Origin of the sequence: Gordonia malaquae NBRC 108250 (assembly GCF_000344135.1) — a bacterium.
GTDB lineage: Bacteria > Actinomycetota > Actinomycetes > Mycobacteriales > Mycobacteriaceae > Gordonia > Gordonia malaquae.
This window is the reverse complement of record NZ_BAOP01000012.1, coordinates 39,876-65,321: the sequence shown is the minus strand read 5'-3', so window position 1 is coordinate 65,321 and position 25,446 is coordinate 39,876. Positions and strand designations below refer to the sequence as shown.

Annotated in this window: 21 protein-coding genes and 2 tRNA genes; 9 read left to right on the top strand and 14 right to left on the bottom strand. The window is 66.5% G+C overall.

Annotated elements, in window-relative coordinates:
• Nucleotides 1-118: 118 nt before the first annotated feature.
• Both tig and GM1_RS09590 read right to left on the bottom strand, forming a co-directional pair.
• Nucleotides 119-1,471 carry a trigger factor gene (gene tig / locus GM1_RS09595; protein ID WP_008378354.1) on the bottom strand — a complete coding sequence of 451 codons (1,353 nt, stop codon included), beginning with the start codon at nucleotides 1,469-1,471 and terminating at the stop codon, nucleotides 119-121.
• Between the two features lie 40 nt (nucleotides 1,472-1,511).
• A tRNA-Pro gene (locus GM1_RS09590) sits at nucleotides 1,512-1,585 on the bottom strand.
• Nucleotides 1,586-1,722: 137 nt separating this feature from the next.
• Between GM1_RS09590 and GM1_RS09585 the strand changes: the two genes are divergently transcribed.
• Nucleotides 1,723-1,793 (top strand) — tRNA-Gly (locus GM1_RS09585).
• Nucleotides 1,794-1,970: 177 nt separating this feature from the next.
• The gene (locus tag GM1_RS09580; RefSeq protein ID WP_008378353.1) at nucleotides 1,971-2,597 is read left to right on the top strand and encodes a hypothetical protein; all 627 of its coding nucleotides are present in this window, start codon (nucleotides 1,971-1,973) and stop codon (nucleotides 2,595-2,597) included.
• Between the two features lie 69 nt (nucleotides 2,598-2,666).
• Here the strand turns inward: GM1_RS09580 and GM1_RS09575 are convergent, their stop codons facing one another.
• A complete protein-coding gene (locus GM1_RS09575) occupies nucleotides 2,667-3,155 on the bottom strand; it encodes a lipoprotein LpqH (protein ID WP_008378352.1) in 489 nt (162 codons plus the stop codon).
• A 90-nt stretch (nucleotides 3,156-3,245) separates the two neighbouring features.
• A complete protein-coding gene (locus GM1_RS09570; RefSeq protein ID WP_008378351.1) occupies nucleotides 3,246-4,436 on the bottom strand; it encodes a benzoate/H(+) symporter BenE family transporter in 1,191 nt (396 codons plus the stop codon).
• Between the two features lie 60 nt (nucleotides 4,437-4,496).
• On the opposite strand from GM1_RS09570, the gene GM1_RS09565 reads away from it, so the two are divergent.
• Nucleotides 4,497-5,054 (top strand): helix-turn-helix domain-containing protein, encoded by a 558-nt coding sequence (locus GM1_RS09565; protein WP_008378350.1) that lies wholly within the window; start codon nucleotides 4,497-4,499, stop codon nucleotides 5,052-5,054.
• A 164-nt stretch (nucleotides 5,055-5,218) separates the two neighbouring features.
• Nucleotides 5,219-5,899, top strand: coding sequence for a L,D-transpeptidase (locus GM1_RS09560; RefSeq protein WP_008378349.1), 681 nt, complete (start codon nucleotides 5,219-5,221; stop codon nucleotides 5,897-5,899).
• 69 nt (nucleotides 5,900-5,968) lie between these two features.
• Here GM1_RS09560 and GM1_RS09555 read toward each other — a convergent pair whose 3' ends face one another.
• From GM1_RS09555 to GM1_RS09545, 3 genes are all read right to left on the bottom strand, one after another.
• Nucleotides 5,969-6,868: a PE-PPE domain-containing protein gene (locus tag GM1_RS09555; protein ID WP_008378348.1), complete on the bottom strand. Its 900-nt coding sequence runs from the start codon at nucleotides 6,866-6,868 to the stop codon at nucleotides 5,969-5,971.
• Nucleotides 6,869-6,933: 65 nt separating this feature from the next.
• Nucleotides 6,934-7,752, bottom strand: a complete 819-nt coding sequence (locus tag GM1_RS09550; protein ID WP_008378347.1) for an Fpg/Nei family DNA glycosylase — start codon at nucleotides 7,750-7,752, stop codon at nucleotides 6,934-6,936.
• A 15-nt stretch (nucleotides 7,753-7,767) separates the two neighbouring features.
• Entirely contained in the window at nucleotides 7,768-8,247 is a 480-nt protein-coding gene (locus GM1_RS09545) for a ribose-5-phosphate isomerase (RefSeq protein WP_008378346.1), read from the bottom strand.
• A 22-nt stretch (nucleotides 8,248-8,269) separates the two neighbouring features.
• Here GM1_RS09545 and GM1_RS09540 point away from each other — a divergent pair, with 22 nt between their 5' ends.
• Nucleotides 8,270-9,310 carry a M48 family metallopeptidase gene (locus GM1_RS09540; RefSeq protein ID WP_008378345.1) on the top strand — a complete coding sequence of 347 codons (1,041 nt, stop codon included), beginning with the start codon at nucleotides 8,270-8,272 and terminating at the stop codon, nucleotides 9,308-9,310.
• Between the two features lie 13 nt (nucleotides 9,311-9,323).
• Here the strand turns inward: GM1_RS09540 and GM1_RS21905 are convergent, their stop codons facing one another.
• Together GM1_RS21905 and GM1_RS09530 are read right to left on the bottom strand one after the other, a co-directional pair.
• Nucleotides 9,324-11,453 (bottom strand): ADP-ribosylglycohydrolase family protein, encoded by a 2,130-nt coding sequence (locus GM1_RS21905; RefSeq protein WP_008378344.1) that lies wholly within the window; start codon nucleotides 11,451-11,453, stop codon nucleotides 9,324-9,326.
• 105 nt (nucleotides 11,454-11,558) lie between these two features.
• Nucleotides 11,559-12,167 carry a mycothiol-dependent nitroreductase Rv2466c family protein gene (locus GM1_RS09530; protein ID WP_008378343.1) on the bottom strand — a complete coding sequence of 203 codons (609 nt, stop codon included), beginning with the start codon at nucleotides 12,165-12,167 and terminating at the stop codon, nucleotides 11,559-11,561.
• Between the two features lie 61 nt (nucleotides 12,168-12,228).
• Here GM1_RS09530 and pepN point away from each other — a divergent pair, with 61 nt between their 5' ends.
• Both pepN and fadD1 read left to right on the top strand, forming a co-directional pair.
• Nucleotides 12,229-14,838: an aminopeptidase N gene (pepN, locus tag GM1_RS09525; protein WP_008378342.1), complete on the top strand. Its 2,610-nt coding sequence runs from the start codon at nucleotides 12,229-12,231 to the stop codon at nucleotides 14,836-14,838.
• 22 nt (nucleotides 14,839-14,860) lie between these two features.
• On the top strand, nucleotides 14,861-16,462 hold the full coding sequence (fadD1, locus tag GM1_RS09520) for a fatty-acid--CoA ligase FadD1 (RefSeq protein ID WP_040519794.1): 1,602 nt from the start codon (nucleotides 14,861-14,863) through the stop codon (nucleotides 16,460-16,462).
• 138 nt (nucleotides 16,463-16,600) lie between these two features.
• On the opposite strand, the gene GM1_RS09515 is transcribed toward fadD1, so the two are convergent.
• Entirely contained in the window at nucleotides 16,601-17,068 is a 468-nt protein-coding gene (locus GM1_RS09515; protein WP_008378340.1) for a DUF5130 family protein, read from the bottom strand.
• Nucleotides 17,055-17,303: an aa3-type cytochrome oxidase subunit CtaJ gene (gene ctaJ / locus GM1_RS09510; protein WP_008378339.1), complete on the bottom strand. Its 249-nt coding sequence runs from the start codon at nucleotides 17,301-17,303 to the stop codon at nucleotides 17,055-17,057. The genes GM1_RS09515 and ctaJ overlap by 14 nt, the downstream gene beginning before the upstream one ends.
• 164 nt (nucleotides 17,304-17,467) lie before the next feature.
• Between ctaJ and GM1_RS09505 the strand changes: the two genes are divergently transcribed.
• Nucleotides 17,468-17,860 (top strand): globin, encoded by a 393-nt coding sequence (locus GM1_RS09505; protein ID WP_008378338.1) that lies wholly within the window; start codon nucleotides 17,468-17,470, stop codon nucleotides 17,858-17,860.
• A gap of 19 nt (nucleotides 17,861-17,879) precedes the next feature.
• On the top strand, nucleotides 17,880-19,478 hold the full coding sequence (locus GM1_RS09500) for a glycoside hydrolase family 13 protein (RefSeq protein ID WP_008378337.1): 1,599 nt from the start codon (nucleotides 17,880-17,882) through the stop codon (nucleotides 19,476-19,478).
• 90 nt (nucleotides 19,479-19,568) lie between these two features.
• On the opposite strand, the gene GM1_RS09495 is transcribed toward GM1_RS09500, so the two are convergent.
• From GM1_RS09495 to GM1_RS09485, 3 genes are read right to left on the bottom strand one after another with little or no spacing between them, the layout of a single operon-like run.
• Complete coding sequence (locus tag GM1_RS09495) at nucleotides 19,569-20,246, bottom strand: DUF8185 domain-containing protein (protein WP_008378336.1); 678 nt, start codon at nucleotides 20,244-20,246, stop codon at nucleotides 19,569-19,571.
• 2 nt (nucleotides 20,247-20,248) lie between these two features.
• Nucleotides 20,249-20,731, bottom strand: coding sequence for an acyl-CoA thioesterase (locus tag GM1_RS09490; RefSeq protein ID WP_008378335.1), 483 nt, complete (start codon nucleotides 20,729-20,731; stop codon nucleotides 20,249-20,251).
• A 45-nt stretch (nucleotides 20,732-20,776) separates the two neighbouring features.
• Nucleotides 20,777-25,309 (bottom strand): NAD-glutamate dehydrogenase, encoded by a 4,533-nt coding sequence (locus GM1_RS09485; RefSeq protein WP_008378334.1) that lies wholly within the window; start codon nucleotides 25,307-25,309, stop codon nucleotides 20,777-20,779.
• Nucleotides 25,310-25,446: the final 137 nt, after the last annotated feature.

Sequence of the window (25,446 nt, the reverse complement as noted above, 5' to 3'; positions counted from 1 at the left end):
TTCGCTCACAGCAGAACAAGGCGACGCCTCGTCCTGCGGGTTCATCTGTGGGAGAACACGACAGCCGGGACGGATACCGTCCCGGCTGTCGTGAACCCTCGTGATCGAGGCGAGAGGATCAGGCCTCTTCGTCGTCCTGAGCGTCCTCGTCGGCTCCGCCGAAGAACGCCTTGGTGTCGATGGCCTCACCGTTGGTGTCGGTCACCGTGACGTCACCGATGACCTCGGCGAGCGCCTTGTTGCGACGCACGTCGGCGTACAGGGCGCCGATCTGGTTCGCGTTCTGCAGCTGCTGGATGAACTCCTGCGGTGCGACGCCGTAGCGCTGGCTCTGCATGAGGATCTGCTGGGTCAGCTCGTCCTGGCCGACCTCGACCTCGGTCGCGTCCGCGATCGCGTCGAGCAGCAGCTGGGTCCGGACCGACTTCTCCGCGTCCGTACGGCTTTCGGCGTCCCACTCCTCGCGGGTCTTGCCCTGCGCTTCGAGGAAGCGGTCGACCTGAGCGTCGTCGTGACCGAGTGCGTGGACCAGCTGGTGCTGGACGCCCTCGACCTCGTCTGCGACGACCTTCTCGGGCAGCGGGAACTCGACGGTCTCGAGGAGCTGCTCGAGGACTGCGTCGCGGATCGCGCCGGCCTGCTCGTACTTCTTCGACTCGCCTGCGCGCTCACGCAGGCTCTCGCGCAGCTCGTCGACGGTGTCGAACTCGCTGGCGAGCTGTGCGAAGTCGTCGTCGACGGCGGGGAGCTCGCGCTCCTTGACCGAGTTGACGGTCACGGTGACCTCTGCCTCTTCGCCTGCGTGGTCGCCTGCAACGAGCTTGGTGGTGAAGGTGTTCTTCTCGCCGGCCTTCAGGCCTTCGAGGGCTTCTTCCAGGCCGTCGACCAGATCGCCGCTGCCGACCTCGTGCGAGAGGCCCTCGGTGGTGGCCTCGTCGACGGTCTCACCGTTGACGGTGGCGACCAGGTCGATCGACACGAAGTCGCCGTTGGTCGCGCCGCGCTCCACACCGACGAGGGTGCCGAAGCGTGCGCGGAGGTTGTCCAGCTCGGTCTCGACGTCAGCGTCGGCGACCTCGATGGCGTCGACCTGCACTGCGATCGTCGAGTACTCCGGCAGCGTGATCTCCGGGCGGATGTCGACCTCGGCGGTGAAGCGAACCGGCTGGCCGTCTTCGAGCTCTGCGACGTCGAGCTCGGGCTGGCTGATCGCCTTGATGTCGGCTTCGGCGATCGCCTGCGAGTACTTGTTCGGCAGTGCGTCGTTGACGACCTGCTCGAGGATCGACTGACGGCCGACGCGGGCTTCGATCAGCTTCGCGGGGGCCTTGCCCGGGCGGAAGCCGGGGATTCGGATCTGCTGCGCGAGCGACTTGTATGCCCGGTCGAAGTCAGCGGAGAGCTCCTCGAACGGAACTTCGACACTCAGCTTGACTCGGGTCGGGCTCAGCTGCTCGACGGTGCTCTTCACGACTTCGATGCTCCTTATAGATCCGTACGTCACGTATTCGTCGGGATGACAGGATTTGAACCTGCGACCCTCCGCTCCCAAAGCGGATGCGCTACCAAGCTGCGCCACATCCCGTGGACGTCCCGCAGTGCGGGCACGGCCAAACGCACATAGTACGGGCCGAGGGTGTCCCACCGCGAACCAGGGACCGGTTTTGTCCATCGCCGATGCCCTGGGGTACTGTTTCACCCGTCGCACCAAGCGTGCGGCACGCGGGTGTAGCTCAATGGTAGAGCCCTAGTCTTCCAAACTAGCTACGCGGGTTCGATTCCCGTCACCCGCTCAAAGATCCGTCGAGGGCCCGGCATCGTAAAGATGCCGGGCCTTTGTCGTTCCAGAGAGTGTCACCCATTGGAACGACGCCGCGTGGACGATGCCTGAGTTCCCCGCTAGTGTCAACCCGAATATTGGGCCAAAACGCACCAATCTGCCACGACTGACATGAAGGAAGTTCTGCATCATGACAACAACGCTCCTTGCGCTTCCCACTCGATTCCTCCGGACAGCCGGAGCATTTGCAGCGATCGGAGCTGTTGCTGCATTGACCGCATGCGGATCAGACGGTGAATCGACGACCGACTCCGCTTCAGAGACAGCAGCCGCAGAGACCACCGCGAACAGTTTTCTCGACTACGCGGCGGTGTGCGACGGCACCGCAATCACGAATGCGAAGGACTTCGCCAAGCCGTACCGGTTCCAACTCTTCGGCGACCCCGACGCGACAGGGGACCGGAAGAACATCGTCGGACTGCCCACGTCCAGCTGGTACGTGTCCCCCACCGATCCCTCGCCGACCAACGCCGTCGCGTGTTTCTCGTCTGTGGCATCTTCGGAGAAGAAGCTGATGTCGTGCCCATTCGACGTCAATGGCAAGAAGGTGACCATCGACCTCATCTCAACCGAGTTCAAGGTGACAATCCGGAATGCTCGGACCGGTGAGGTCGCCGGCGACGCTGGAACCGTCAAGAGCAAGGCAGCCGACAGCTGCCCCGTGATCACCACCGTCGTCGGCGGCGTCACGCGGGAGATCCTCGAGCCGGACCCGATCGAACTCACCCGGGTTCTGGACTCATTCGCGGCCAGATAAGCCGAGCACCACCGACTTTCCGCCGGTTGTGACGACATGTTCGTCACAACCGGCGGAATCGTCCGTTCGTCACTTGCAGGTGATGACGATCTCGAACTTCTTGCTCACCGGGCCAGCAGCGAGGTCCTTCAGATCCGCGCCGGTAGCGGTACCGGTAATCGTGTACTTGTCCCCATCAACCGCCACCTCCGCGGACCCGACCCCGGGCGCCACAGCGAGCGTCGAACCGTCGACGACCACAGCCAACGCGGTGACCGTGGGAGGGTTACCGTCCTTCATCGTGGCCGAGACGCCCTCCTGGCCGCCGATCGTCCCGCTCGCGATCGCGATGCCATCGCCCTGCTTGACGCACGTGACCGACTTCAGGTCGAGTCCCTCGAGATCCTTGCCTTCAACCTTGACGACTGCGGCCCCACCTGTCGATGCGTCTGAGCCGGTCTCGACGCCCGCTGTCGTCGTCGTGGGGTCGCTGCTGCTGTCGGAGTCCGAACTGCCACACCCGGCCAGGACCGCGGCGGCCGCGATCGCTACAAGTGCAGTTCCGATGATTCGTTTCATGGGGGTTCCTTTCATCAGGATGACAACGCCCCCACGCCTCTGAGAGACGCCTGAGAAAGAGGTTCTCACCTCGACGGCTAGCGCGGGGCGTTACCGAATTTCTCGCCCGATCCCCAAGACCCACACGAGCACTCCGACAACGAGCGCCCAGAACGCGGAGCCGATTCCCGCGATGCTGATTCCCGATGCTGCGATCACAAACGTCAGCGCCGCAGGGAAGCGACCGTCGACGTCGGAGAGCGCAGCGGCACAGGCGCCCGCGAAAGCTCCGAGCAGCGCGACGCCCGCCACTGCCTGGACCACACCGTCGGGGGCGGCGAGCACGATTGCGACCAGGCCCGCGGAACCGAGGCCGAGGACGACGTACGTGATGCCCGTCGTGAGTCCGGCAACCCAGCGTCGCTCATGATCCGGATCGGCTTCCGGGGCAGCGGCGAGGGCCGCGCTGATCGCCGACAGATTCACCGCGTGGCCGCCGAACGGCGCGGCGAGAATCGAACCGATACCGGTCACCGTCATCGCAGGCCTCCACGGAACCGCGTAGTCGTATCCGGCCATCACCGCAACACCCGGAAGATTCTGCGCCGCCATGGTCACGAGATAGAGGGGCAACGCGACCCCGGTGAGCGCACCGAGAGTGAATGACGGCGCGGTCAGGGTCAACGACGGAACCAGATCGGCCAGGCCGGGCGCGGTGCCGTCCCGCGCCACGGACACGGCGATGACCACCAGAGCGGCCACAAACGCCGCGGGCACGGCCCAGCGCGGCCGGATCTTCAAGACCACGAGCCAGACGATCAGAACAGGCACCACCGCCGCCGGATCATCGACCACCCCGTGAAGCGGCTTCACACACAGCGGGAGCAGGACGCCGGCGAGCATCGCCTGGGCAATAGGCGTCGGAATCCTGGTGACGAGATCGGCGAGTCGCGGCCACAGCCCAGTGACCACCAGAAGGACGCCGCAACACAGGAACGCGCCCACCGCAGCGGGCCACCCACCGGCCACGGCTCCGGTGCTCACGAGCAGCGCCGCGCCCGGCGTCGACCAGGCCGACGTGATCGGCATGCGGAAGCGCCACGAGAGCACGATCGTCGCCACCCCCATCGCCACACTCACTGCCAGGAGCCCCGACGCGGCTTGAGAAGCATCCGCACCCGCCGCGCGCAGACCGGCGAGGACCACCGCGAACGACGACGTGAAGCCGACGAGTGCACAGACCACGCCTGCGCCGATCGGAATGGCGATGGGCACTGAAGTCTCGACGTCGGAATGAGCCATCCGCCGATCGTTCCACAAACAGAACGTTCTGTAAACGGAACTTTCGATACGCTCAACGGCATGACCGACACCGACATCGGCAAGCGACTCCGCGAACTGCGCGCTGCTCGTGGACTCAGCCTCTCCGAACTCGCCCGCCGCGCCGAAGTCGGCAAGGCGACACTGTCGGAGATCGAGAGCGGCCGCCGCAACCCGACAATCGAGACGCTGTACGCGCTCTGCGCACCACTCGACGTCCCACTGACGGCGCTACTCGGCGAGTCACCGGGCGCGCACGGCGCGGCAGAGGGCGGAATGGTCACAGTCCTGCTGTCCACAAGGCGTCTACCTGCGTCAGCAGAACACCCAGACGGCGCAACCGTGGAGGTGTTCCGCCTCGAGTTCCCCGCCGGCGCACATCACGTCTCCCCCGCCCACGGGTCCGGTGTCCGCGAACAGCTCTGTGTTGTCACCGGCGTCGTGCGCGCGGGCACCGTCGACGAGGCCGCCGACGTCGCCGCAGGTCGATGCCACGCGTGGACCAGCGACCGCGAACACGTGTTCGCCACAGTCGACGGACCCGCCGAAGCCGTCGTGGTGATCACCAGTCCCGGCGGCGTTCCGTATGATCAGCGGTGATGCTACTGTGACAGGCTTCACCGGCAAATAACCCGCTAAACGGACTCCGAGTGCCTCCGGCGGCGTGTTATCGCTTGGCGAGGCTGCAACGGTTGTGTAACGATGACTCCTGAGCGTCCACGGGGGTGGCGTTTTTGTGACGACAAAACGAAGGTAGAAACGACGTGTTCAAGAAGAAGAGTGCGAGCCGCGCGGCTCGCCTGACCGCCATCGCAGTCAGCGTGGCGGCTCTGACCGCCGGCCTCCCCGCCGTCGCCGACGCAGCTCCGGTCACCGTGATCCCCGGCCTCCCGCCGGTGCAGCTGCCCGACCTCCCGAAGGCTCCGACCTTCCCGGGTGTGCCCCCGACTTCCAAGTCGAAGCCGAAGCCCAAGCCCACCACGCCGACCACTCCGGGTGTTCCCGCGATGCCGAACGTGAAGAGCGAGACCGGCTACGTCGCCCTCGCGGTCGACGGCGACCACCAAATCTACTGGTGGAAGAACGGCGAGTTCATCAAGAAGATGCCGATCTCGATGGGCACCGACAAGCACCCGACTCCCAATGGCGTGTACCACACCAAGGAGAAGTACCGCGACATGTACATGGACTCGTCCACGTACGGTGTCCCGATCGACTCCCCCGAGGGCTACCGCACGTACGTCGAGTACGCGACGCGCATGTCCTGGGACGGCATCTTCATCCACGCCGCACCGTGGTCGGTCGCCCAGCAGGGTGTCTCGAACGCCAGCCACGGTTGCATCAACGTGAGCACCGAGAACGGCAAGTGGGTGTTCGACAACGTCGGACGCGGCACTCCGATCGTGGTTCGCGGCACCATCGGCGGACAGTACACCGGCGACTAGTCCCGTAGACGTCGACAGGGCCCCTTCCGACTCGCAGTCGGTAGGGGCCCTGTCTCGTTGGTGACGACTTTACGCGGCGACAGCTGTCGCAGGCGCCTGGTGGCGGTACGACATCGTGGCCTCCACCTGCATCCAGGCCGCGAGCATCTCGCATCCCGTCACGTCCGGATCGGTGAGCGGCGCATGCCGGTACGGCTCGGCCGCATACGACACGTGGCGGCCTCCGGACCGATTCGTGATCGACCAGCGCCCGACCGGCAGCACCGACGGCAGGTATCCCCGGACTTCCCGGGCTGCGGTGGCGATGCGGTGAACGTCCCGCCTCCACTGACGTGGGGAGACCGACGTGCGCGCGGCGTTCTGCATCCGTCTGCCGATCACCGCGGAACCCATCGCCGTCATCCAACGGCGGACGTGCAGCATCGACAGTGAGTCGGTGAGGTCGGCGATGTCGCGGATCAGCGAGTCGTCCGTCGCATTGCAGATGACGTCGTCGGCCACACCGACCCAACACGCGGGCACGTCGCCCGGGAGCGGCGCTCCCGGCCCGGCGACTCCCCACCCGGTGCACCCGTCGACAGCGCCTCGCGGCTGATGCGGGTCAGCGACGAACCCGACTGCGGTCACCTTCGAGACGGGGTTCGACGATGCGGGGTGAGCGAGGAACGTGCGGATCACGGCCGCGCCCTGCGAGTAGCCGATCAGCATGATCGGTCCGTCGGTGTCACGGATCGAAGCGGCCAATGAGGCCACGCCGCATGCGACGCTGTCGACATACGCGATCCCGTGGCGCCCTGCCGTCGGACCGTAGCTGGCCGGATACGGCACCCATCGACTGACGAATCGGGAGTCGAGCTGGTCGGTCACCGCGGCGAGCATTCCGGTGACGTGCGTGCGGTTGTCGGCGGGGTACGACTCACCGGTGCCGCCGACGGCGAACACCGTGATCGGTTCGGTGGTTCTGTTCATGAAGACCACTCTGCACGTCGACTCTGACAAACGACGGTCGCTGCGACTGTGGGATTTCTGAGAAGTCACGACTGGCAGGACGGGCACCAGAACAGGTTGCGGCCCTCCATGTCCTCCCAGGCGATCGGTGTTCGACACAGTCGGCACTCCTCACCGGTGCGGCGGTAGACGTAGGTCCGCGGCCGGTCTACGGCGTACGCGGGGGCGCCGTGATCGTCGTCCGGTCGCACGACGTGGATCTTGCCGTGCCGGGCGCCGATCGGCATCAGGTGAAGCAGGTCGGCCCACATCTCGTCGAACTCGTCACGGCTGATCGACGTTCCCGGTCGGTGCGGGTCGACGCCTACCCGAAAGAGCACTTCCGCGCGGTAGATGTTCCCGACTCCCGCGATCACCTTCTGGTCCATCAGCAACGAGCCGATCGCACGTCGGGATCTGCTGATCGCCCGCCAGGCCTTGTCGGGATCGGCGTCGGACCGCAACGGGTCCGGCCCCAGCCGCGCCACGAGTGCGTCGAGATCGGCCGGCGTGTACAGCTCACACGCGTTCGGCCCGCGCAGGTCGGTGCCGATGTCGGAGCCTTCGATGCGCATCCGCACCTGCCCGGTGGGCACTCCCATCGGTGACGGCTCTTCGCTGAACGTGCCGTAGATGCCGAGGTGGACATGCACGATCAGCCCGGCGTCCAACCTGCCGACCGGGTCGGCCGAGTATCGGTGGACCAGGTGCTTTCCCCACGCCTCGGCACGACGAAACACCAGCCCGTCGAGCTGGGCCGCCTCGTGGGCGAACCGACCCTGCGGGCTGGTGACGCGGACACGCTGTCCGCCGAAATGTCGTTGCTGCCGGCGAGCGAGCCGATGCAGAGCGTGACCTTCGGGCATGGTGCCCGACGCCGATCAGCGAGGGGGCTCGGGCAGCTCCGGCGCGACGCCGGTCGTCTCGTACTCGGCGAGGATGTCGATACGACGCTGGTGACGCGCCTCGTCCGACCAGTCGGCGCCGATGAACGCGTCGACGATCGCAAGCGCCTCTTCGGTGCTGTGCATGCGGCCACCGATGCCGATGAGCTGCGCATTGTTGTGCTGACGCGCGAGCTGGGCGGTCTCCACGCTCCACGCGAGGGCGCAGCGCGCGCCCTTGACCTTGTTCGCGGCGATCTGCTCGCCGTTGCCGCTTCCGCCGAGAACGAATCCGAGGCTGCCCGGGTCGGCGACGACGCGCTCGGCGGCCGCGATGCAGAACGCCGGGTAGTCGTCGACCGCGTCGTACTCGTGAGCTCCGCAGTCGACCACGTCGTGGCCCGCGGCCTTCAGATGGTCAGAGATCTGGTTCTTGAGTTCAAATCCTGCATGGTCGGCTCCGAGGTAGATGCGCATGCCGCCACTATAGTTTGAGGGCGTGGACTCCGATGCGCCCATCCCCCGCTCCAGACTCGCCGACTCGCCGATCCCGTCGGTTCCCGGTGTGGACGACACGCGGCCCGCCGCGGTAACCCCGCCTCCCGGGCCGACGAGCGTCTGGCAGCAGCCTGCGTTGTACGCGGGTGCTCCGCGTCGTCATCCGTGGGAGATTCCGGTGCTTGTGCTCGCCGTGCTCCTGGCGGTCGGCGTCTACGCGGTCATCCTCGCCTTGATCTCCATCGGCCTCGTGACCGAGTATCTGCTGATTCCGCTCGCCCTGCCGTTCCTCATCTTCCTCGGCCGCGGGATCGGTTACGCGAGCATTCGAGCGAACGCAGTCCAGATCACGCCGACACAGTTTCCCGAGGCGTTCACGATGGTCGTCGAGGCTGCGGCGCGGTATGGAATGGAGTACGTCCCCGACGCGTATGTGATGTCCGGGAACGGGCAGATCAATGCGTTCGCGTCCGGCCACGGTTTTCGTCGGTTCGTCGTCGTGTACTCGGACCTGTTCGAGGTCGGCGGGCGGGCCCGCAGCCCCGAGGCCCTCGAGTTCGTGATCGGACACGAAGTCGGGCACATCGCGGCGGGCCACGTCTCCTACTGGCGTCAGCTGTTCAGCAGCGTGATCATGAACATCCCGATCCTCGGCTCACTGCTGTCACGCGCGCAGGAGTACACCGCCGACAACTACGGCTACTACACCCGGCCCGACGGCGCGGCGCCCGCGATCGGCGTCCTCGCATCGGGCAAGTACCTGCTCAGTGCGGTCGACTTCGACCAGTTCGCCGACCGCGCCACCCACGAGAAGGGGTTCTTCGTCGTCCTGGTGAACGCATTGAGCTCGCACCCCGTGCTCACCTGGCGCGCCGCCGCGCTCCGCGACCGAACGCGCAGCGGATCCATCCTGCTGCGGCCCCGAGCTTTCGTCAGAGGCACGGGCAGCGGCAACGTCGTCCCCGTTCCCGCTCCCCTGCCACCCGCGCAAGTCGCGCCAGGTTCGATGCCGAACAAGTTGTCGGAGACCAGGACCTATTGATCCGCGAGACTTCTCAAAATGGCGGATACTTGTCTAGATTTGCTTTCCAACGCTCGGCACCTCTTTCGGCTCGGGCGTCCCATTTACCGCACCCCGCCATATCCTCAGCAACCTCGAAAAGGACGTCCCGCAACTCGAGGTCGTCAGTCCACTGAGACGAGATCGCCGACGCACCGAGCTTCGCTCCAAGGATGTTGCCCACGATCGCCCCGGTGGAGTCCGAATCGCCGTCATGGTTCACAGCGATGGCCACACCATCGTCGAAATTGTCTGCCACCAACGCGCTGTAGATGGCGATAGCAAGAGCTTCTTCTCCGACCCAGCCTTCACCCAAGTTCTGGATCGCTTCCGCGACTGGCACACCGCCTTCTGCGAGTTCTAGCGCACGGTCTATGGCGGTAAGGGTCTCAGACGCCCCCTCGCATTGACGCAGAATTGCGAGAGCTGCCGAAACCGCCTCATCGATGGACGCACCGCCGATCAGTTGATGGACCGTCGCTGCAAGCACACCCGCCGGAAGATACCCACTGGGGTTTCCGTGCGTGAGTCTCGCTACATCGGCACCGTGTTCAAAGATTCGATCGACAGGTTCACCCATGGCGTAGCCGAACAATCCGACCGGAGCCGCCCTCATCACCCCACCACAGCCCTTGCTGTCATTCGTTGCGAACTCGCCAGGACCCGTCTTCGACTGCAGGGCGCTAAGACACGTCGCCCCCGGTGCCCTTCGGTCGTGAAGCTCTCGGTGATCGATCAGCCAACGCCCGGCGGCGTCTGGAAGCGTCAGCACCGGACGGATGCCCTGCGTCTCTAACCATCGCTGATACGCAAAGTCCACTGTTGCGAGACTTCCGAAACCACCACCGCCCGCGCGATCGAGTGCACGGGAACGTCCACGCAGGAGGCCCTCAGCAGTGAACAACGACATCTGAGTGTCGTCTGTCACCTTCCCGATACCGCCGTAGGCCTCGGCGTACTCGACTAAACCGCGCGGACCGAAGGTGGCCATGATCTGCTGGCGGGAACAGAACTCGATCGGTGCACCCAGAGCGTCTCCGACAGCTCCTCCGACAAGGCATCCGGCGATTCGGTCCTCCGCCACCGTCGCCGTGTCACTTCCGCCCTTCTCTGAGAGATACGGATGCCACCCGTGTTGACGCCACCGCTCGCCGCGACGCGCCGCTCTAACCTCTCGAAGGCTTGTGCCGACGAACTTTCGCTCGAGCACCTTGTCCGGTCTACCGGTGAATCGCCAGGCGGCACCGACGGGCTCCCAGGAGGTCGCCCTGAAGACCGCGCGGATCACGTCTTCGGCGAAGACAATTATCGGTAGGCCGTCTACACCTCGCGAGTCAGGTCCCGCGCGCCATGCTTCCCTGGCCCACGCATAGATCTGCTCGGTAGTCGCGTCAGGTGCCGCAGCCGCGTTCACTTTGATCAGTGCACAGGGCCGCGGCAGCGGAGGTGCCAGCGGCGCACCATAGGCCACTGAGAGTTCTTCCGTGCGGCACGCACCCTGCCCCGTGCTTACGTGACCACCCTGAGCGTTTGTCAACGACACCCTGGACAATTTCGCGAAGTCGATCAGACATTGTTCGATCGCGAACGCTTCATCGTCCGGATCATCGTCTCCAACGATTCCATGACGGAGAATCCAGTGCTCGACTCCAAAGCCATCTGCGAAGATACTCCGAATCCGCGCGCTCTTCACCGCCGTCTCAAGCTCCGAGATCATGGGCTCGATCGTTGTTATCGGGCTGCCAATCGCACCCCACACGTGCATATGGACCCGATTGCCCTGTCCCTTACCGATATAGAACGGAAGTCCGTCGCGCGGGTCGACGAGCGCGTACACATACACACCGAGCTGCCGAACGACGTCGTCCGGCAGCGGTCGAGGTACTGACGGTGAGGGGACCCCGACAGTCCGGAGCAACGAACTGACTAATGCAGAATCGCCCGGACCATCACCACACCCGGCGTTCCCGAGCACTGCCGACATCGCGTCGCCCTCGGTGAGGAACCGCTTGCCGCGATGCTCGAACAGCGACGCGATACAGACGGCCGATACGCCACCAGTATCCCCCTGTACCTCGCCGGAGGAAGATGTGATTTTTGACAGGTCCAGTTCGTACGCACGCATTCGACTCACAGATCCTCTCGGTGACCAGTGCGCACAGCATGCCACACGGCACAGACATATCCGGCGAGACTCGGAGTGGAAAGGCGCACCACCGCCAGGTCGAGGTCAGTCGAACTGCGGGTCTTCGTGGCGGGAGCGCTTGAGTTCGAAGAAGTGCGGGTACGACGCGAGTGCGACGACGCCGTCCCACACCCGACCGGCGTCCTCGCCGCGCGGGATGCGGGACAGGACGGGCCCGAAGAACGCGATGCCGTTGACGTGGATCGTGGGGGTGCCGACGTCGTCGCCGACTTTGTCCATGCCCGCATGGTGACTGGTACGGATGGCGGCGTCGAACTCCTCGCTGTGCGCGGCGTCCGCCAGATCGGCTTCCAGACCCGCCTCAGCGAGTGAGGTCGCGATCATCGCCGGGATGTCGCGGTTCCCGTTGTTATGAAGCTGGGTGCCCATCGCCGTGTACAGAGGTGCGAGGACGCCGTCACCGTGACGCGCCTGAGCCGCGGCGAGCACACGGACCGGCTGCCATGCGTCCTTCAGCATCTCGCGGTAGCCGTCGGGGATGTCCTTGCCCTCGTTCAAGACGGCCAGACTCATGATGTGGAAGTTCACGTCGAGCTCGCGGACCTGCGCGGCCTCGAGAATCCAGCGTGACGTGATCCAGCACCACGGGCAGAAGGGGTCGAACCAGAAGTCAACACGATCGTTATCAGCCATGCCTGCATTCAACCATCGCGGCACCGGTCGCATTCCCGTCCTCGTCTTCTACGATGGTCGCGTGAGCGCACCGAATCTGACACGTGACCAGGCGCAGCAGCGCGCAGCCCTTCTCGCCGTCGACGAGTACGTCGTCGACCTCGACCTGACCGACGGGTCCGGAGCCCCGGGCGAGGAACGGTTCACCTCCACCTCGACTGTCACCTTCCGTGCGACGGCGGGTGCGTCGACGTTCATCGACCTCGTCGCCCCGACCCTGGTCTCGGCCACGTTGAACGGCGTTGCGCTCGACGTCACCGACTTCGACGAGTCCGTCGGTCTGACACTCCCCGACCTCGCCGAGCAGAACACGCTGACCGTGGTCGCCGAGTGCGCGTACTCCAACACAGGTGAGGGACTGCACCGCTTCGTCGACCCGGCAGACGGCGCGGTGTACCTGTACTCGCAGTTCGAGACGGCCGACGCGAAGCGCATGTTCGCCTGCTTCGATCAGCCCGACCTGAAGGCCCGCTACACGACGACGGTCACGGCGCCTGCCGACTGGAAGGTGATCTCCAACGGGGCGCCGGACGGCGCACCCGCATCGACCGAATCGGGCGCACTCGTCCACCGGTTCGTCACCACCGAACTGATGAGCACCTACCTCGTCGCGCTGATCGCCGGACCGTACGCCACCTGGACCGACGAGTACACCGACGAGCACGGCACCATTCCGCTAGGTCTGTTCTGCCGTGCCTCACTCGCCGAGCACATGGACGCCGAGCGTCTGTTCACCGAGACCAAACAGGGCTTCGGGTTCTACCACCGAGTGTTCGGCGTTCCGTACGCATTCGGCAAGTACGACCAGCTCTTCGTCCCCGAGTTCAACGCGGGTGCGATGGAGAACGCGGGCGCCGTCACCTTCCTGGAGGACTACGTCTTCCGTTCACGTGTCACGCGTTACCTGTACGAGCGGCGCGCCGAGACCGTGCTGCACGAGATGGCGCACATGTGGTTCGGCGACCTCGTGACCATGACGTGGTGGGACGATCTGTGGCTCAACGAGTCGTTCGCGACGTTCGCTTCCGTCCTGTCCCAGGTGGAGGCCACCGAATACACCAACGCCTGGACCACGTTCGCCAACGTCGAGAAGTCGTGGGCGTACCGCCAGGACCAGCTGCCGTCGACCCATCCGATCGCCGCCAACATCCCCGACATCGCCGCCGTCGAGGTGAACTTCGACGGCATCACCTACGCGAAGGGCGCATCGGTCCTCAAGCAACTCGTGGCGTACGTGGGCCTCGAACCGTTCCTGGCTGGCCTGCGCGACTACTTCGCCGCCCACCGATTCGGCAACGCGACGTTCGCGGACCTGCTCGGCGCGCTCGAGAAGGCGTCGGGGCGCGACCTGTCGGACTGGGGAGACCAGTGGCTCAAGACCACCGGCATCAACGTGATGCGCCCCGACATCGAGGTCGACTCGGACGGTGTCATCACCTCGTTCGCCGTGCTGCAGGACGGCGCGGCTCCCGGCGCGGGCGAGACCCGCGTCCACCGCATGCGGATCGGCGTGTACGCCTCGGCGTCATCCGATCCCCGAGCGGAGTCGAGGGGCAAGCTCGTCCGCACCGAGTCGGTCGAACTCGACGTCGAAGGTCCGCGCACGGAGGTTCCCGAGCTCGTCGGCAAGCACCGCGGAGAGCTGATCCTCCTCAACGACGACGATCTGACGTACGCGTCCGTGCGTCTGGACCCGGAGTCGTTGGCAACCGCGACCGCCCGCATCGGCGACATCGACGACCCGATGCCTCGGACCCTGGTCTGGTCCGCGGCGTGGGAGATGACCCGCCAGGCGGAGATGTCCGCGCGCGACTTCGTCGAACTGGTGAGCCGCGGAATCGCCGCCGAATCGGAGGTCGGCGTGGTGCAGCGTGTGCTGCTGCAGGCGACGACGGCCCTGGAGTCGTACGCCGAGCCGGGTTGGGCCGCTTCCACCGGCTGGCCGCAGTTCGCCGACCGTCTCCTGGAACTCGCCCGCGGAGCGGAGGCCGGCTCGGATCATCAGCTGGCGTTTGTGAACACGCTGCTCGCCGGAGTGACGACCGATGACCAGCAGCAGTCCGTGCTCCAGGGTCTGCTCGCCGGAGACGATCCCGCGGCACACGGCCTGACCGGTCTCGTCGTCGACGACGAGTTCCGCTGGCGGCTGGTCAAGGCCCTCGCGACGCACGGCACGATCGGCCTCGACGAGATCAGCGCCGAAGCCGACCGCGACAACACCGCGGCCGGTGCGCGTCACGCGGCAGCCGCGCGCGCCGCGCTGCCGACCACCGAGGCCAAGGAGACCGCGTGGACCACCGCGTTCGACGACGACTCGATCGCCAACGTCACCGTCCGGTCGATCGTCGAAGGTCTGGCCCGTCCCGGCCAGGCTGAACTCCTCGCGCCGTACACGAACCGCTACTTCAGCGAGGTCGAAGGCCTGTGGGCACGACGCACGAGTGAAGTCGCACAGACTGTTGTCATCGGCCTCTACCCGAGCTGGGATCTCTCCGACTCGGCGCTGGCCGCAGCGGACGCGTTGCTCGCGACCGACCTGCCCGCGGCACTGCGGCGACTGATTCTGGAGGGCCGAGACTCGGCGGCGCGTGCGATGCGGGCCCGTTCATTCGATGCGGAGTCTGCCGACTGAGACCTGTGCCACAATGCGCCATATGGCGCAGACTGTCCAGGAATTGATTGCTGAACGAGCCGAGACCGCCGGTGTCGCAGTGCGTTTCACGCACGCCGACACCGGCGTTCTTGTCGAGTGGTCGTGGCCCGACTACATCGGCCGCGCGCGGCGGCACGCTGCTGCCGTGATCGGCCGCCTCGACCCGGCGCGGCCTCCGCACGTCGCCGCCCTCCTCGGAAACACACCCGACATGCTCGTGGCGTTGGCAGCCGCTGCAGCGGGCGGGTACGTACTGTGCGGCGTCAACAACACCAGGCGGGGCGCGGCGCTCGCGGGCGACGTCGCACGCTCGGACGCGCAGGTGCTACTCGTCGACGCCGAGCATCGACCGCTCCTCGACAGGCTCGACCTGCCTGGAGTCATCGTGATCGACGTCGATTCACGGTCGTGGTCCGCCGAAGTCGACTCTGCACGGGATCTGACACCGGTCCGAACTGTCGAGATGGCAGACCCGTTCATGATGATCTTCACCTCGGGCACCAGCGGTGAACCGAAAGCCGTCCTCGTGTCGCATCTGATGGTGTTGTTCGCGGGCAGCAACCTCGCGCAGCGTTTTGACCTGACTGGCGACGACGTGTTCTACCTGTCGATGCCGCTCTTCCATTCGAACGCCATCGCGGGCGGCTTCTCCCCCGCCCTCAACGCAGGTGGAACGCTTGTGCCGGCTCGGTTCTCGGCGACGCGTTTCGTCGACGACCTCCGCCGCTACGGCGTCACGTACATGAACTACGTCGGCAAGCCGCTGTCGTATGTGCTGGCAACCGCGCCTCGCCCGGACGACGCCGACAACCCGCTGCGCGTCGCCTTCGGAAACGAGGGCTCCGAACGCGACATCACCGAATTCGCCCGACGGTTCGGCACCCACGTCATGGACGCGTTCGGTTCGACCGAGAACGCCGTCATCATCACCCGCGACGAGACGACCCCTCCCGGTTCGATCGGTCGAGGTCTCGAAGGTGTCGCCGTGTACAACTCCGACACCGCACGCAGATGCGCGACGGCCGAGTTCGACGAGCACCACGTGTTGATCAACCCGGACGAGGCGATTGGCGAGCTCGTGAACACCACGGGCGCCGGATTCTTCTCCGGCTACTACAACAACGCCGAAGCGAACGCCGAACGGATGCGCGGCGGCATGTACTGGTCCGGTGATCTCGCCTACGAGGACGCCGACGGATATCTCTACCTCGCAGGCCGGACATCGGATTGGCTCCGAGTGGACGGCGAGAATCTCACCGCCGGGCCGATCGAACGGATCCTCATGCGGTTGGACGCGATCAGTCGCGTCGCCGTGTACCCGGCGTCCGACCCCGACTCGGTCGGCGACGAAGTGATGGCGGCGGTCGTCCTGCGCGACGACGCGGACCTGTCGCCCGAACAGTTCGGCCACTTTCTGGCCGAGCAGGACGACCTCTCGCCCAAGGCGTGGCCGCGGTACGTCCGAGTGGCCGCCGACCTGCCCTCCACCGCGACGAACAAGATCCTGAAGCGGTCACTCGTCGCTGAGGGCGTTGACGTCGGCGCCGACGTCCTCTGGTCCCGCGCCGCCCGTTCGCGGTCGTACTCGCGGTGCACGCCGTGATTCTGCTTGCGGCGTGGCACGCTTCGACACGCGGCCTCGGCCAACGCCTCGGACGCGGCTCAACGAGCAGTAGGAACGAGTAGAACAGCGAAGGACCCCGGCCGTCGGGCCGGGGTCCTTCGCGTAGAACAGGTCAGATCAGGGGCGGGCGACGGCGGTGGCCATCACGCGCAGCGCAGAGACGAGTCCGTCGACGAGCTCACCCTGCTTGAACGCCGAGAGAGCTGCCGAGACACCGAGTTCGGCGACACGATCGTTGACACGACCCGCGACGTCCGATCCCGACACCACAACAACGTCGCGCGAGTTCGGAGAGACGGCGAGGAGCGCGCCATTGTAGGGCTCGGGCGCCTTCGCGAGCGCGGCACGCGCACCTGCGACGACGTCGGAGCCGAGATCGCCGATGAAGACCGAGAAGCGCACGCGGGCCACTTCGCTGGTCTCCTTGAGCGTGTCGTCGAGCAGGATCAGGTCATCCTGGCTCAGCGGCGGGGTGCCGAAACCCTGGCCCGGGTAGAGGGCCGCGGACACGCGACCGCTGGACGTGACGGCCGAACCGATCGGGAGCGACGCCGGATCGACGTGCGCGATGTCACCACTTGCCACTTGCGGAACCTCCCTCGGTGTCGCCGGGCTCGGTGTGCCGGGCGAGAGTCATCGGATCGATGTCGGTCGCGGTGAACAACGCCGGTCCGCGGTCCCACCGCTGGTCGAGCGTGTATTCCTTGACCTCGGGACGCTTGACGCCCCAGGAGAAGGCCATCGCGACGACACAGAGAATCACTGAGAGCACGCACAGCGCGGTGACCGTCACACCGACGGGAACTATGAGCTGGTCCACACCCCACCCTTTCGACTCGCGCCTGGAGTTGAGCGCACACGACCCGCCAGGTGCAGGTCATCGTTGACTAATTTAGCTCACGGCTCCGACCGGTGTCGCGATAGGGCCTACGCAGCGTCGTAGACGACGGCCATCGACGTCGCAGACGACTCCTGTCATGGACAATGGGCGTCGTGAGCACCTTTTACGACGAGGTCGGCGGCCACGCGACGTTCGAGCGGATCACCGCGGCGTTCTATGCGGAGGTCGCGTCCGACGAGATTCTGCGCCCGATGTACCCCGAGGAGGACCTCGGACCGGCCGAGCGGCGCCTCCGCATGTTCCTCGAGCAGTACTGGGGCGGACCGCACACCTATTCGGACGAACGCGGTCACCCACGACTGCGCATGCGCCACGTCCCGTACAAGGTCGGCCCCCTCGAGCGTGACGCGTGGCTGCGGTGCATGCGGATCGCGATCGGAACCGTCGAATCGGACGTCCTCGACGACGACCATCGGGCCCGACTCCTCGCATACATGGAGATGGCGGCCGATTCGTTGATCAACAGCCCCATCTGACTGTGAAACAATCGCGTACGTGAGCGAACAGTACGTGAGCAATTCGGGACCGGCCGATGACTGGTGGCGGTCCGCCGTGGTCTATCAGGTGTATCCGCGATCGTTCTCGGACCTGAACGGTGACGGAGTCGGCGATCTCGCCGGCGTCATCGACAAGCTCGGCTACCTCGAGTTGTTGGGCGTCGACGCGATCTGGCTGTCGCCGATCATGCGGTCGCCCATGGCCGATCACGGCTACGACGTGTCAGACCCGCGGGACATCGACCCACTGTTCGGCGACCTCTCCGTGTTCGACCGGCTGGTGCGTGAGGCTCACGACCGCGACATCCGCGTCACCATGGACCTCGTCCCCAACCACACGAGCGATCAGCACGCATGGTTCACCGCTGCGCTGGCCGCCGGACCCGGCAGCCGTGAACGTGCGCGATACATCTTCCGCGACGGTCTCGGCGACGACGGGTCCCTCCCGCCGAACAACTGGACGAGCGTCTTCGGCGGCCCGGCCTGGAGTCGGATCACTGAACCCGACGGCACGCCGGGCCAGTGGTACATGCACCTGTTCGCACCGCAGCAGCCCGACCTGAACTGGGACAACCTAGAAGTCCTCGAGGATCTGCGCACAACGATGCGCTTCTGGCTCGACCGCGGCGTCGACGGCTTCCGGATCGACGTCTCCCACGGGATGGCCAAACCCGAAGGCCTCCCCGACATGGAACATCCGTCGGAGATTCTCAAGCACACCGACGACGACCCCCGCTTCAACCGCGAGGGTGTGCACGCGATCCACCGGGCGATCCACGCCGTGATGGACGACTATCCGGGCACGTTCAACGTCGGCGAGGTCTGGGTCGAGTCGAACGAGGCGTTCGCCAAGTACGTCCGCCCCGACGAGCTGCACCTCGGATTCAATTTCCGTCTCGCGACCGTCGACTTCGACGGCGACCAGATCCGTGAGGCCATCGCATCGTCGTTGGCGGCTACCGACCTCGTCGGCGCGACACCGACGTGGACGCTGTCGAATCACGACGTGCCGCGTGAGGTGTCGAGGTACGCGCCCGCCGGGGACACCGGGATCGGCGAACTGCGCGCGCGAGCGATGGCGCTTGTGGAACTCGCTCTGCCCGGCACCGTGTTCATCTACAACGGCGCCGAGCTCGGCCTCCCGAACGCCGACCTGCCCGACGACGCGCTCGTCGACCCGGTGTGGGAGAACTCGGGCCACACCGACCGCGGACGCGACGAGTGCCGCGTCCCCCTGCCGTGGGAGGGAACCGAGCCGCCGTTCGGCTTCAGTTCCAGCGCCGACACCTGGCTGCCGATTCCGGCGGAATGGGCGTCGCTGACTGTCGAAGCCCAACTGGAAGACATCTTCTCGACGCTGTCGCTCTACCGGCAAGCGCTTGAGCTGCGGTACAACCGGCCAGAGTTCTCCGGCGACACCGTCGAGTGGTACGGCGCCCCGGACGGCTGCATCGCGTTCCGTCGTCCCGGCGGACTGATCTGCGCGCTCAACGCCTCCGACGTCCCCGTCCCCCTGCCTCCGGGGCAGGTTCTCCTCGTCAGCACTCCCCTCGACGCGGGTCTCCTCCCGCCGAACACCGCTGCCTGGCTCGTCTGACACGTCTCTGCGTCTCGACTGCGCTCGACGAACGAAGGGAACGCTCGACGAACGAAGGGAACGCTCGACGAGCGTCGGAGTCGAGAAGACTTAGCCGACGTTGAGATTCAGCGACGAGCGTCGTTGGTAGACGGACCCGAAACGGGCGTCGATGCGAACCCACGCGCCTGATGCGCGGACACGGACCGGTTCGTCCGGCGCGATCGCGTCGAGCGGCGATTCGGAGGTGATCTCCCGGCCCGCGGCATCGCGGACGAATCCCATCGCCGTCAGCGCGAACACCGCTCTCATCGTGACGTCGACACTCAGATCGCCCTCGACGACGGACAGGACCTTCTGGTCGAGCAGTGACGAGGCGGGCCCGAGCGCTCCCGACTCGTCGCGCGCCACCCCTGCTCCGCGACGAGCGAGGTCGATGACGTCACGCGCAGGGACATCGTCCACCTGGACGAAACCGTTGGCGCCGGGAAGTGCGCCCTGCCAGGCGATCGTCGGCGGCGCACCCACACCGATCACCGCGTCGCCCGCGGCAAGGGCCGACGACATGACGACGGCGTCGGCGATCACGTCGCCCGGCTCGACGGAGCCGAAGATCGATCGGGTCGCCAGAACGTCGAAGCCGGTGCGGACCCAGAGTCCCACACGGGAGTCGGGACGAGAGTGAATGCGCAGCACGCCCGAATCGTCGACGCGTCGTGCACGAGACACGAATGCTGCGAGATCGGCCCGATCGGAGTCCCGGTGCGGCGTGACGCCGCGTGTGGACATCGTCACGACCGCTGGAAGGACGCGAGGTACGCCTTCTCCTCGGCCGTCATCCTCCGAGGACGCTGGGTGTCGATGTCGAACGACACGAGCTGGGTCGATGCGACGACGGCAGGCTTCGAGTCGAGGTCCGCTCCACGGGGCCGCACCTCGTACCCGACGGTGAAGTCCACCGCACGAAGTCGCTCGACATGCATGGTCACCGAGATCGGCGACTCGTCGTGCCTGATCTGTCCCTGGTACTTCACGTGCAGGTCGGCGACGAGGCAGCCCTTGCGCAACAGCACGGTCGGTTTGTCGTCGTAGAACAGCCACGGGATGCGGGCCTCTTCGAGCAGCGTCACCATGCGCGCATGGTTGATGTGCTGGTAGACGTCCATGTCCGACCATCGGACCGGTACCGAGACGACGTACCCGGAGTCGGTGCGTCGTCCACCGTCGTCGAACAATCGACGTTCGGCATCGGTCACTGCAATCGGGTCGGTCATTCCGGCGGCCCCCTTCATCGTCGGCGGCCGTCGGACCAGCCGCTCCTACCCGATCACACTACGCAACGCCCGAACCGCAACCGACAGCGTGGCGATGTCCCAACTGTCGGCCGCCGTGAGCTCCTCGAGAGTCCCTCTCGCGCGCTGCAGAAGGGCCGTGCGCGCGGACGACCATTCGGACATCTTCTGCTCCGATGTCTCGTCGGGTTCGCTCATCGCCAGAATCGATCCGGTGAGGCCGCGCAGCACGGCGAGCAGGTCGTCGTGCAACGCCACCCTGGCGAGCAGGTCCCACCGGTCACCGTGCGGCAACCCGTCGACCGCCGCGATCAGACGGTCGATCCCGAAGTGGTCGAGTACCGCGAACAACAGGTCGCCGACCTCGTCTGGATCACGGTCCTCGATCTCGGCGAGGTCGTGGACGTCGAGCAAGTGGACCCGGTACGGGACCTCGGCGACGACCCGGGCCAGCTCCGCGTCCACGCCCGCGGCGGTGTACTCGGAGGCGGTCGCCTCGACGGCGTCGGCGCTCGCGCGCCGCAGCCATTCCCCCAGCCTCGGGGCGAGCACCGACACGTCGTTGTACCGAGTGGCCTCGGCCGCGATGGCGAGCGGCTGCGGGCGGTGTGCCAGCAGCCACCGGGACGAGGTCGCCAACAGACGCCTCACTCGAGAGGTCATCGCGTCGCCGGTCGCGGCGGGGATCCGCCTGCCGCGGATCGAGCCGATCAGCGCGCTGAGCCCGAACACGTCGTTGGACACGACGAAGCCGCGAGCGCCCTCACCGGTGTCGGCTCCGGTCGACTCGGCGATCGTCAGCAGATGCGCGATGCCGCCGTCGTCGACGATCTGGTTCACCAGGCAGGTGGTGACGATCTCGCGACGAAGCCGGTGACCCGCGATCCCGTCGGCGAACCGGTCGCGGACAGGCTCCGGGAAGTACGCGGCGGCCATCGGAATGAACAGGTCGTTGTCCGGCAGGTTCGAGGCGAGCAGCCTGCCCTTGGTGAGCAGTTTGACGTGCGCCATCACCGTGGCCAGCTCGGGGCTGGTGAGGCCTCGACCGAGCTCACCCGCACGCCGCGCGCGGAGCTTGGTCGGCGTCGGCAACGCCTCCAGAGCCAGGTCGACGCCGGCCTCGGCCAGTTCGGTCAGGATTCGGGCATGCAGTTCGACATCATCGACAGCCGTACCGCGCGCGACGCCGAGTTCGGCGTTCTGCGCGATGTTGTCGGCGAGGACGAGCGCGGCGACGTCGTCGGTCATCGACTCGAGGAAGCTCACACGATCGTCCGCGTCGAGAGCCCCCGACGCGATCTGCGAGTCGAGCAGGACCTTGATGTTCACCTCGTGATCGGAGCAGTCGACGCCGGCGGAGTTGTCCAGTGCGTCACTGTTGATCCGAACTCCCGACAGGTCGGCCTCGATGCGTCCGTGTTCGGTGACGCCGAGGTTGCCGCCCTCGCCGACCACCTTCACACGAAGCTGCGAGCCGGTCACTCGGATCGGATCGTTGGCCTTGTCGCCGACCTCGGCGTCGGCTTCGTCCGACGCCTTGACATAGGTGCCGATACCGCCGTTGAACAGCAGATCGACGGGCGCCAGCAGCACACTGCGCAGCAGTTCCGGCGGAGACAATTCGGTCACATCGTCGGCCAGGCCGAGCGCCGACCGCATCGCAGGGCTGATCGGGATCGACTTCACGTCGCGCGGCCACACGCCGCCGCCCGCGGAGATCAGCGAGGTGTTGTAGTCGGCCCACGACGATCGTGGCAGCCGGAACAGTCGTTCACGCTCGACGTACGACGACGCCGCGTCGGGGTTCGGGTCGACGAAGACGTGGCGGTGATCGAACGCGGCGACCAGTCGCGTGTGCCGGGAGGCGAGCATGCCGTTGCCGAACACATCGCCGCTCATGTCGCCCACGCCGACTGCGGTGAAGTCTTGTGTCTGGACGTCGACGCCCATCTCCCAGAAGTGGCGCTTCACGCTCTCCCACGCACCGCGGGCGGTGATGCCCATCGCCTTGTGGTCGTATCCGACGGACCCGCCGGACGCGAATGCGTCACCGAGCCAGAAGTCGTAGTGTGCGGACACGCTGTTCGCGATGTCGGAGAACGACGCGGTGCCCTTGTCGGCCGCGACGACGAGGTACGGATCGTCGCCGTCGCGCCGCACGACGCGCGGCGGGTGCAGGACCGCACCGGTCGCGGTGTCGAGATCGTCGGTGAGCTGCAGGAGTGACGCGATGAACGCCCGGTAGCACTCGATTCCCTCGTCGCGGGTAGCCGGTCCCCGTCGCACGACGAATCCGCCCTTGGCGCCGACCGGCACGATCACGGCGTTCTTCACCGCCTGCGCCTTCACCAGACCGAGGATCTCGGTGCGGAAGTCCTCCAACCGGTCGGACCAGCGCAGGCCACCGCGCGAGACGTCACCGAACCGGAGATGCACGCCTTCGACGAGGGGCGAGTGCACGAAGATCTCGTACTTGGGGCGCGGCGCGGGCGCGTGCGCGAGATCACCGGTGCTGAGCTTCACTGCGATCGTCGGCCTGGTCCAGCCGTCGGCGTCGATGTAGAAGGTGGTGCGCAGAGTGGCCCGGACAGTCGCTGCGAGAGCTGACACCACTCGGTCGGCGTCGAGGCTGAGGATGCCTGCGATATGCCGGTCCAGGCGTTCGGACGCCTCGACGCGCCGCTGATCGTCTGCGGTGTCGGGGTCGAACGACGCCTCGAACAGGTCGACGAGGGCAGCCGTCGCGTCACGGTGCTCGCCCAGGACGGTCGCGATGTGCGCGAGGGTGTACCCGAATCCGCACTGGCCGAGGTAGCGGGCGTAGGTGCGGAGCATCGCGACCCACCGCGCCGACAGTCCTGCTCGAAGGACGAGTTCGCCGAGACCGTCGATGTCCGCTTCGCCGCGCCACATCCGGCGGAAGGCGTCCGCGACACGTTCGGGCAGGTCCGGGGTTTGTTCCACGTCGACGCCTGGAGCGGGCTGAACGGTGAACTCGTAGATCCAGACTCGGGAGCCGTCAGGTCGGTCGATGACGTGGGGATGCTCGTCGTCGACCGTGAGTCCGAGGCTCTGCAGCATCGGCAGCACGTCGGTGAGGGCGGCTTGGCGGTCGCAGAGATACAGCGTGAAGGTCCAGGCGCCGGAGTCCGGGGTCTCGACGGCGACATGGAGGTCACCCGGCTCCAGCCCTGCCGCGATCGGCAGGTCGGCGGCCGCATCGGCGGGGTCACGTTCGTCGCGATACCGCTCGGCGACGGTGCCGAGAAGTCGGAGCGACGCGTCGTCGGACACTCTGTCTCGGATGTGGTCGTCCCACGTCCGGACGGCGTCGGCCAGCTGCGCGCGGCACGATGCGCCCGCGGCGTCGGCGAGCGTGGTGGCCTCGCCGACGTGCATGAGCACTTGCAGCTGAGCCAGCGGCGAGTTCGAGATGCGGGTGGTGAAGTCGGTCTCATCGCCGCCGTGCGCCCGTTTGATGATGTCGATGACACGTGTGCGGACAGCCGTCGAGTAGGCCTCGCGGGGCATGAAGACCAGCGCGGTCACGGTGTGCCCGTCGAGTCCTGCGCGAACCTGGAACCGCGGGGTGCGACCTGCCTGCGCGTCGAGCAGTTCACCGATCCTCCCGGTGAGGTCGTCGGCGTCGCTCGCCATCAGTTCGACGAGTGGGAACGTCTGGAGGAGTTCGATGGCTGCGAGGCCGTCGTACGAGTCGTCGTCGAGCGCGAGGCCGTCGAGGACCGCGCGCACCTTGGCTCGGACACCCGGGATGTCGCGGACCGACTGATAGAGCCCGGTGGAGGTGATCAGGCCGACGAACTGGTGCTCCACATCGCCGACAGCGGCGCGGACGAGAACGGGGAACGTGCTGCGGAGCACTCCGGTCGGGAGCCATACCCGGTCGACGGCGACGCCGACGGCGGCCGGTGAGGGTCGTGGTGTGTCGGGGTCGCGCCATACGCCGAGTGCTTCCCCGGCTTCGGCGTCGAGGCCCGCCGCCCGGTATCCGAGTCCGACGAAGTTGGCGCGCGCGGCGAGCCATTCGAGCAGGCGGACGTCTTCGAGATCAGCGTCGGAATCAGCGAGTGCCGCAATCACTTCTGCGATGCGTTCTCGCATCATGATCGTGTCGTCACGGACCGACGCCGCCCGAGACAGCGCCGCGGTCACCGCGCGGACGAGTGCGTCGAGGTCGGCGTCAGGCGCTGAGGCGATCGCGACGTTGATCCACGATTCGGCGACGTCGCCGCCGGACGCCGCGAGACGCCCCTCCGCGTCGCGGGTGACGGTGAGCGCCGGGTGGTCGATTCGGATCACGGAGTGCCCGGCGGCTCCGACCACGGTGAGGATCGACTCGACGAGCAGAGGCACGTCGTCGACCACCACCTGCAGTTCGATCGTCCCGCCTGCGATACGGGTCGCGGCGACTCGGGCCTGTCCCGGCGGTCTGACCGCACCGACCGCCCGGTGCCGATCGAACTGACTGTCGACCTGGGCCTTCGCCAGGTCATGGACGTCCGCGCCATAGCGCTCCGCCAAGTCGGCCACTTCCTCCACGCCCTTCCTCTCGTGCTGCGACGAGCCTACGGGCGCAACCGTGTTACCCGCAGGTATCAGGCGGAATGGTCTGCGGGTCCGACGCACCGACCCCGCAGACGACACGAGCCGGTCCGGAACTTCACGTTCCGAACCGG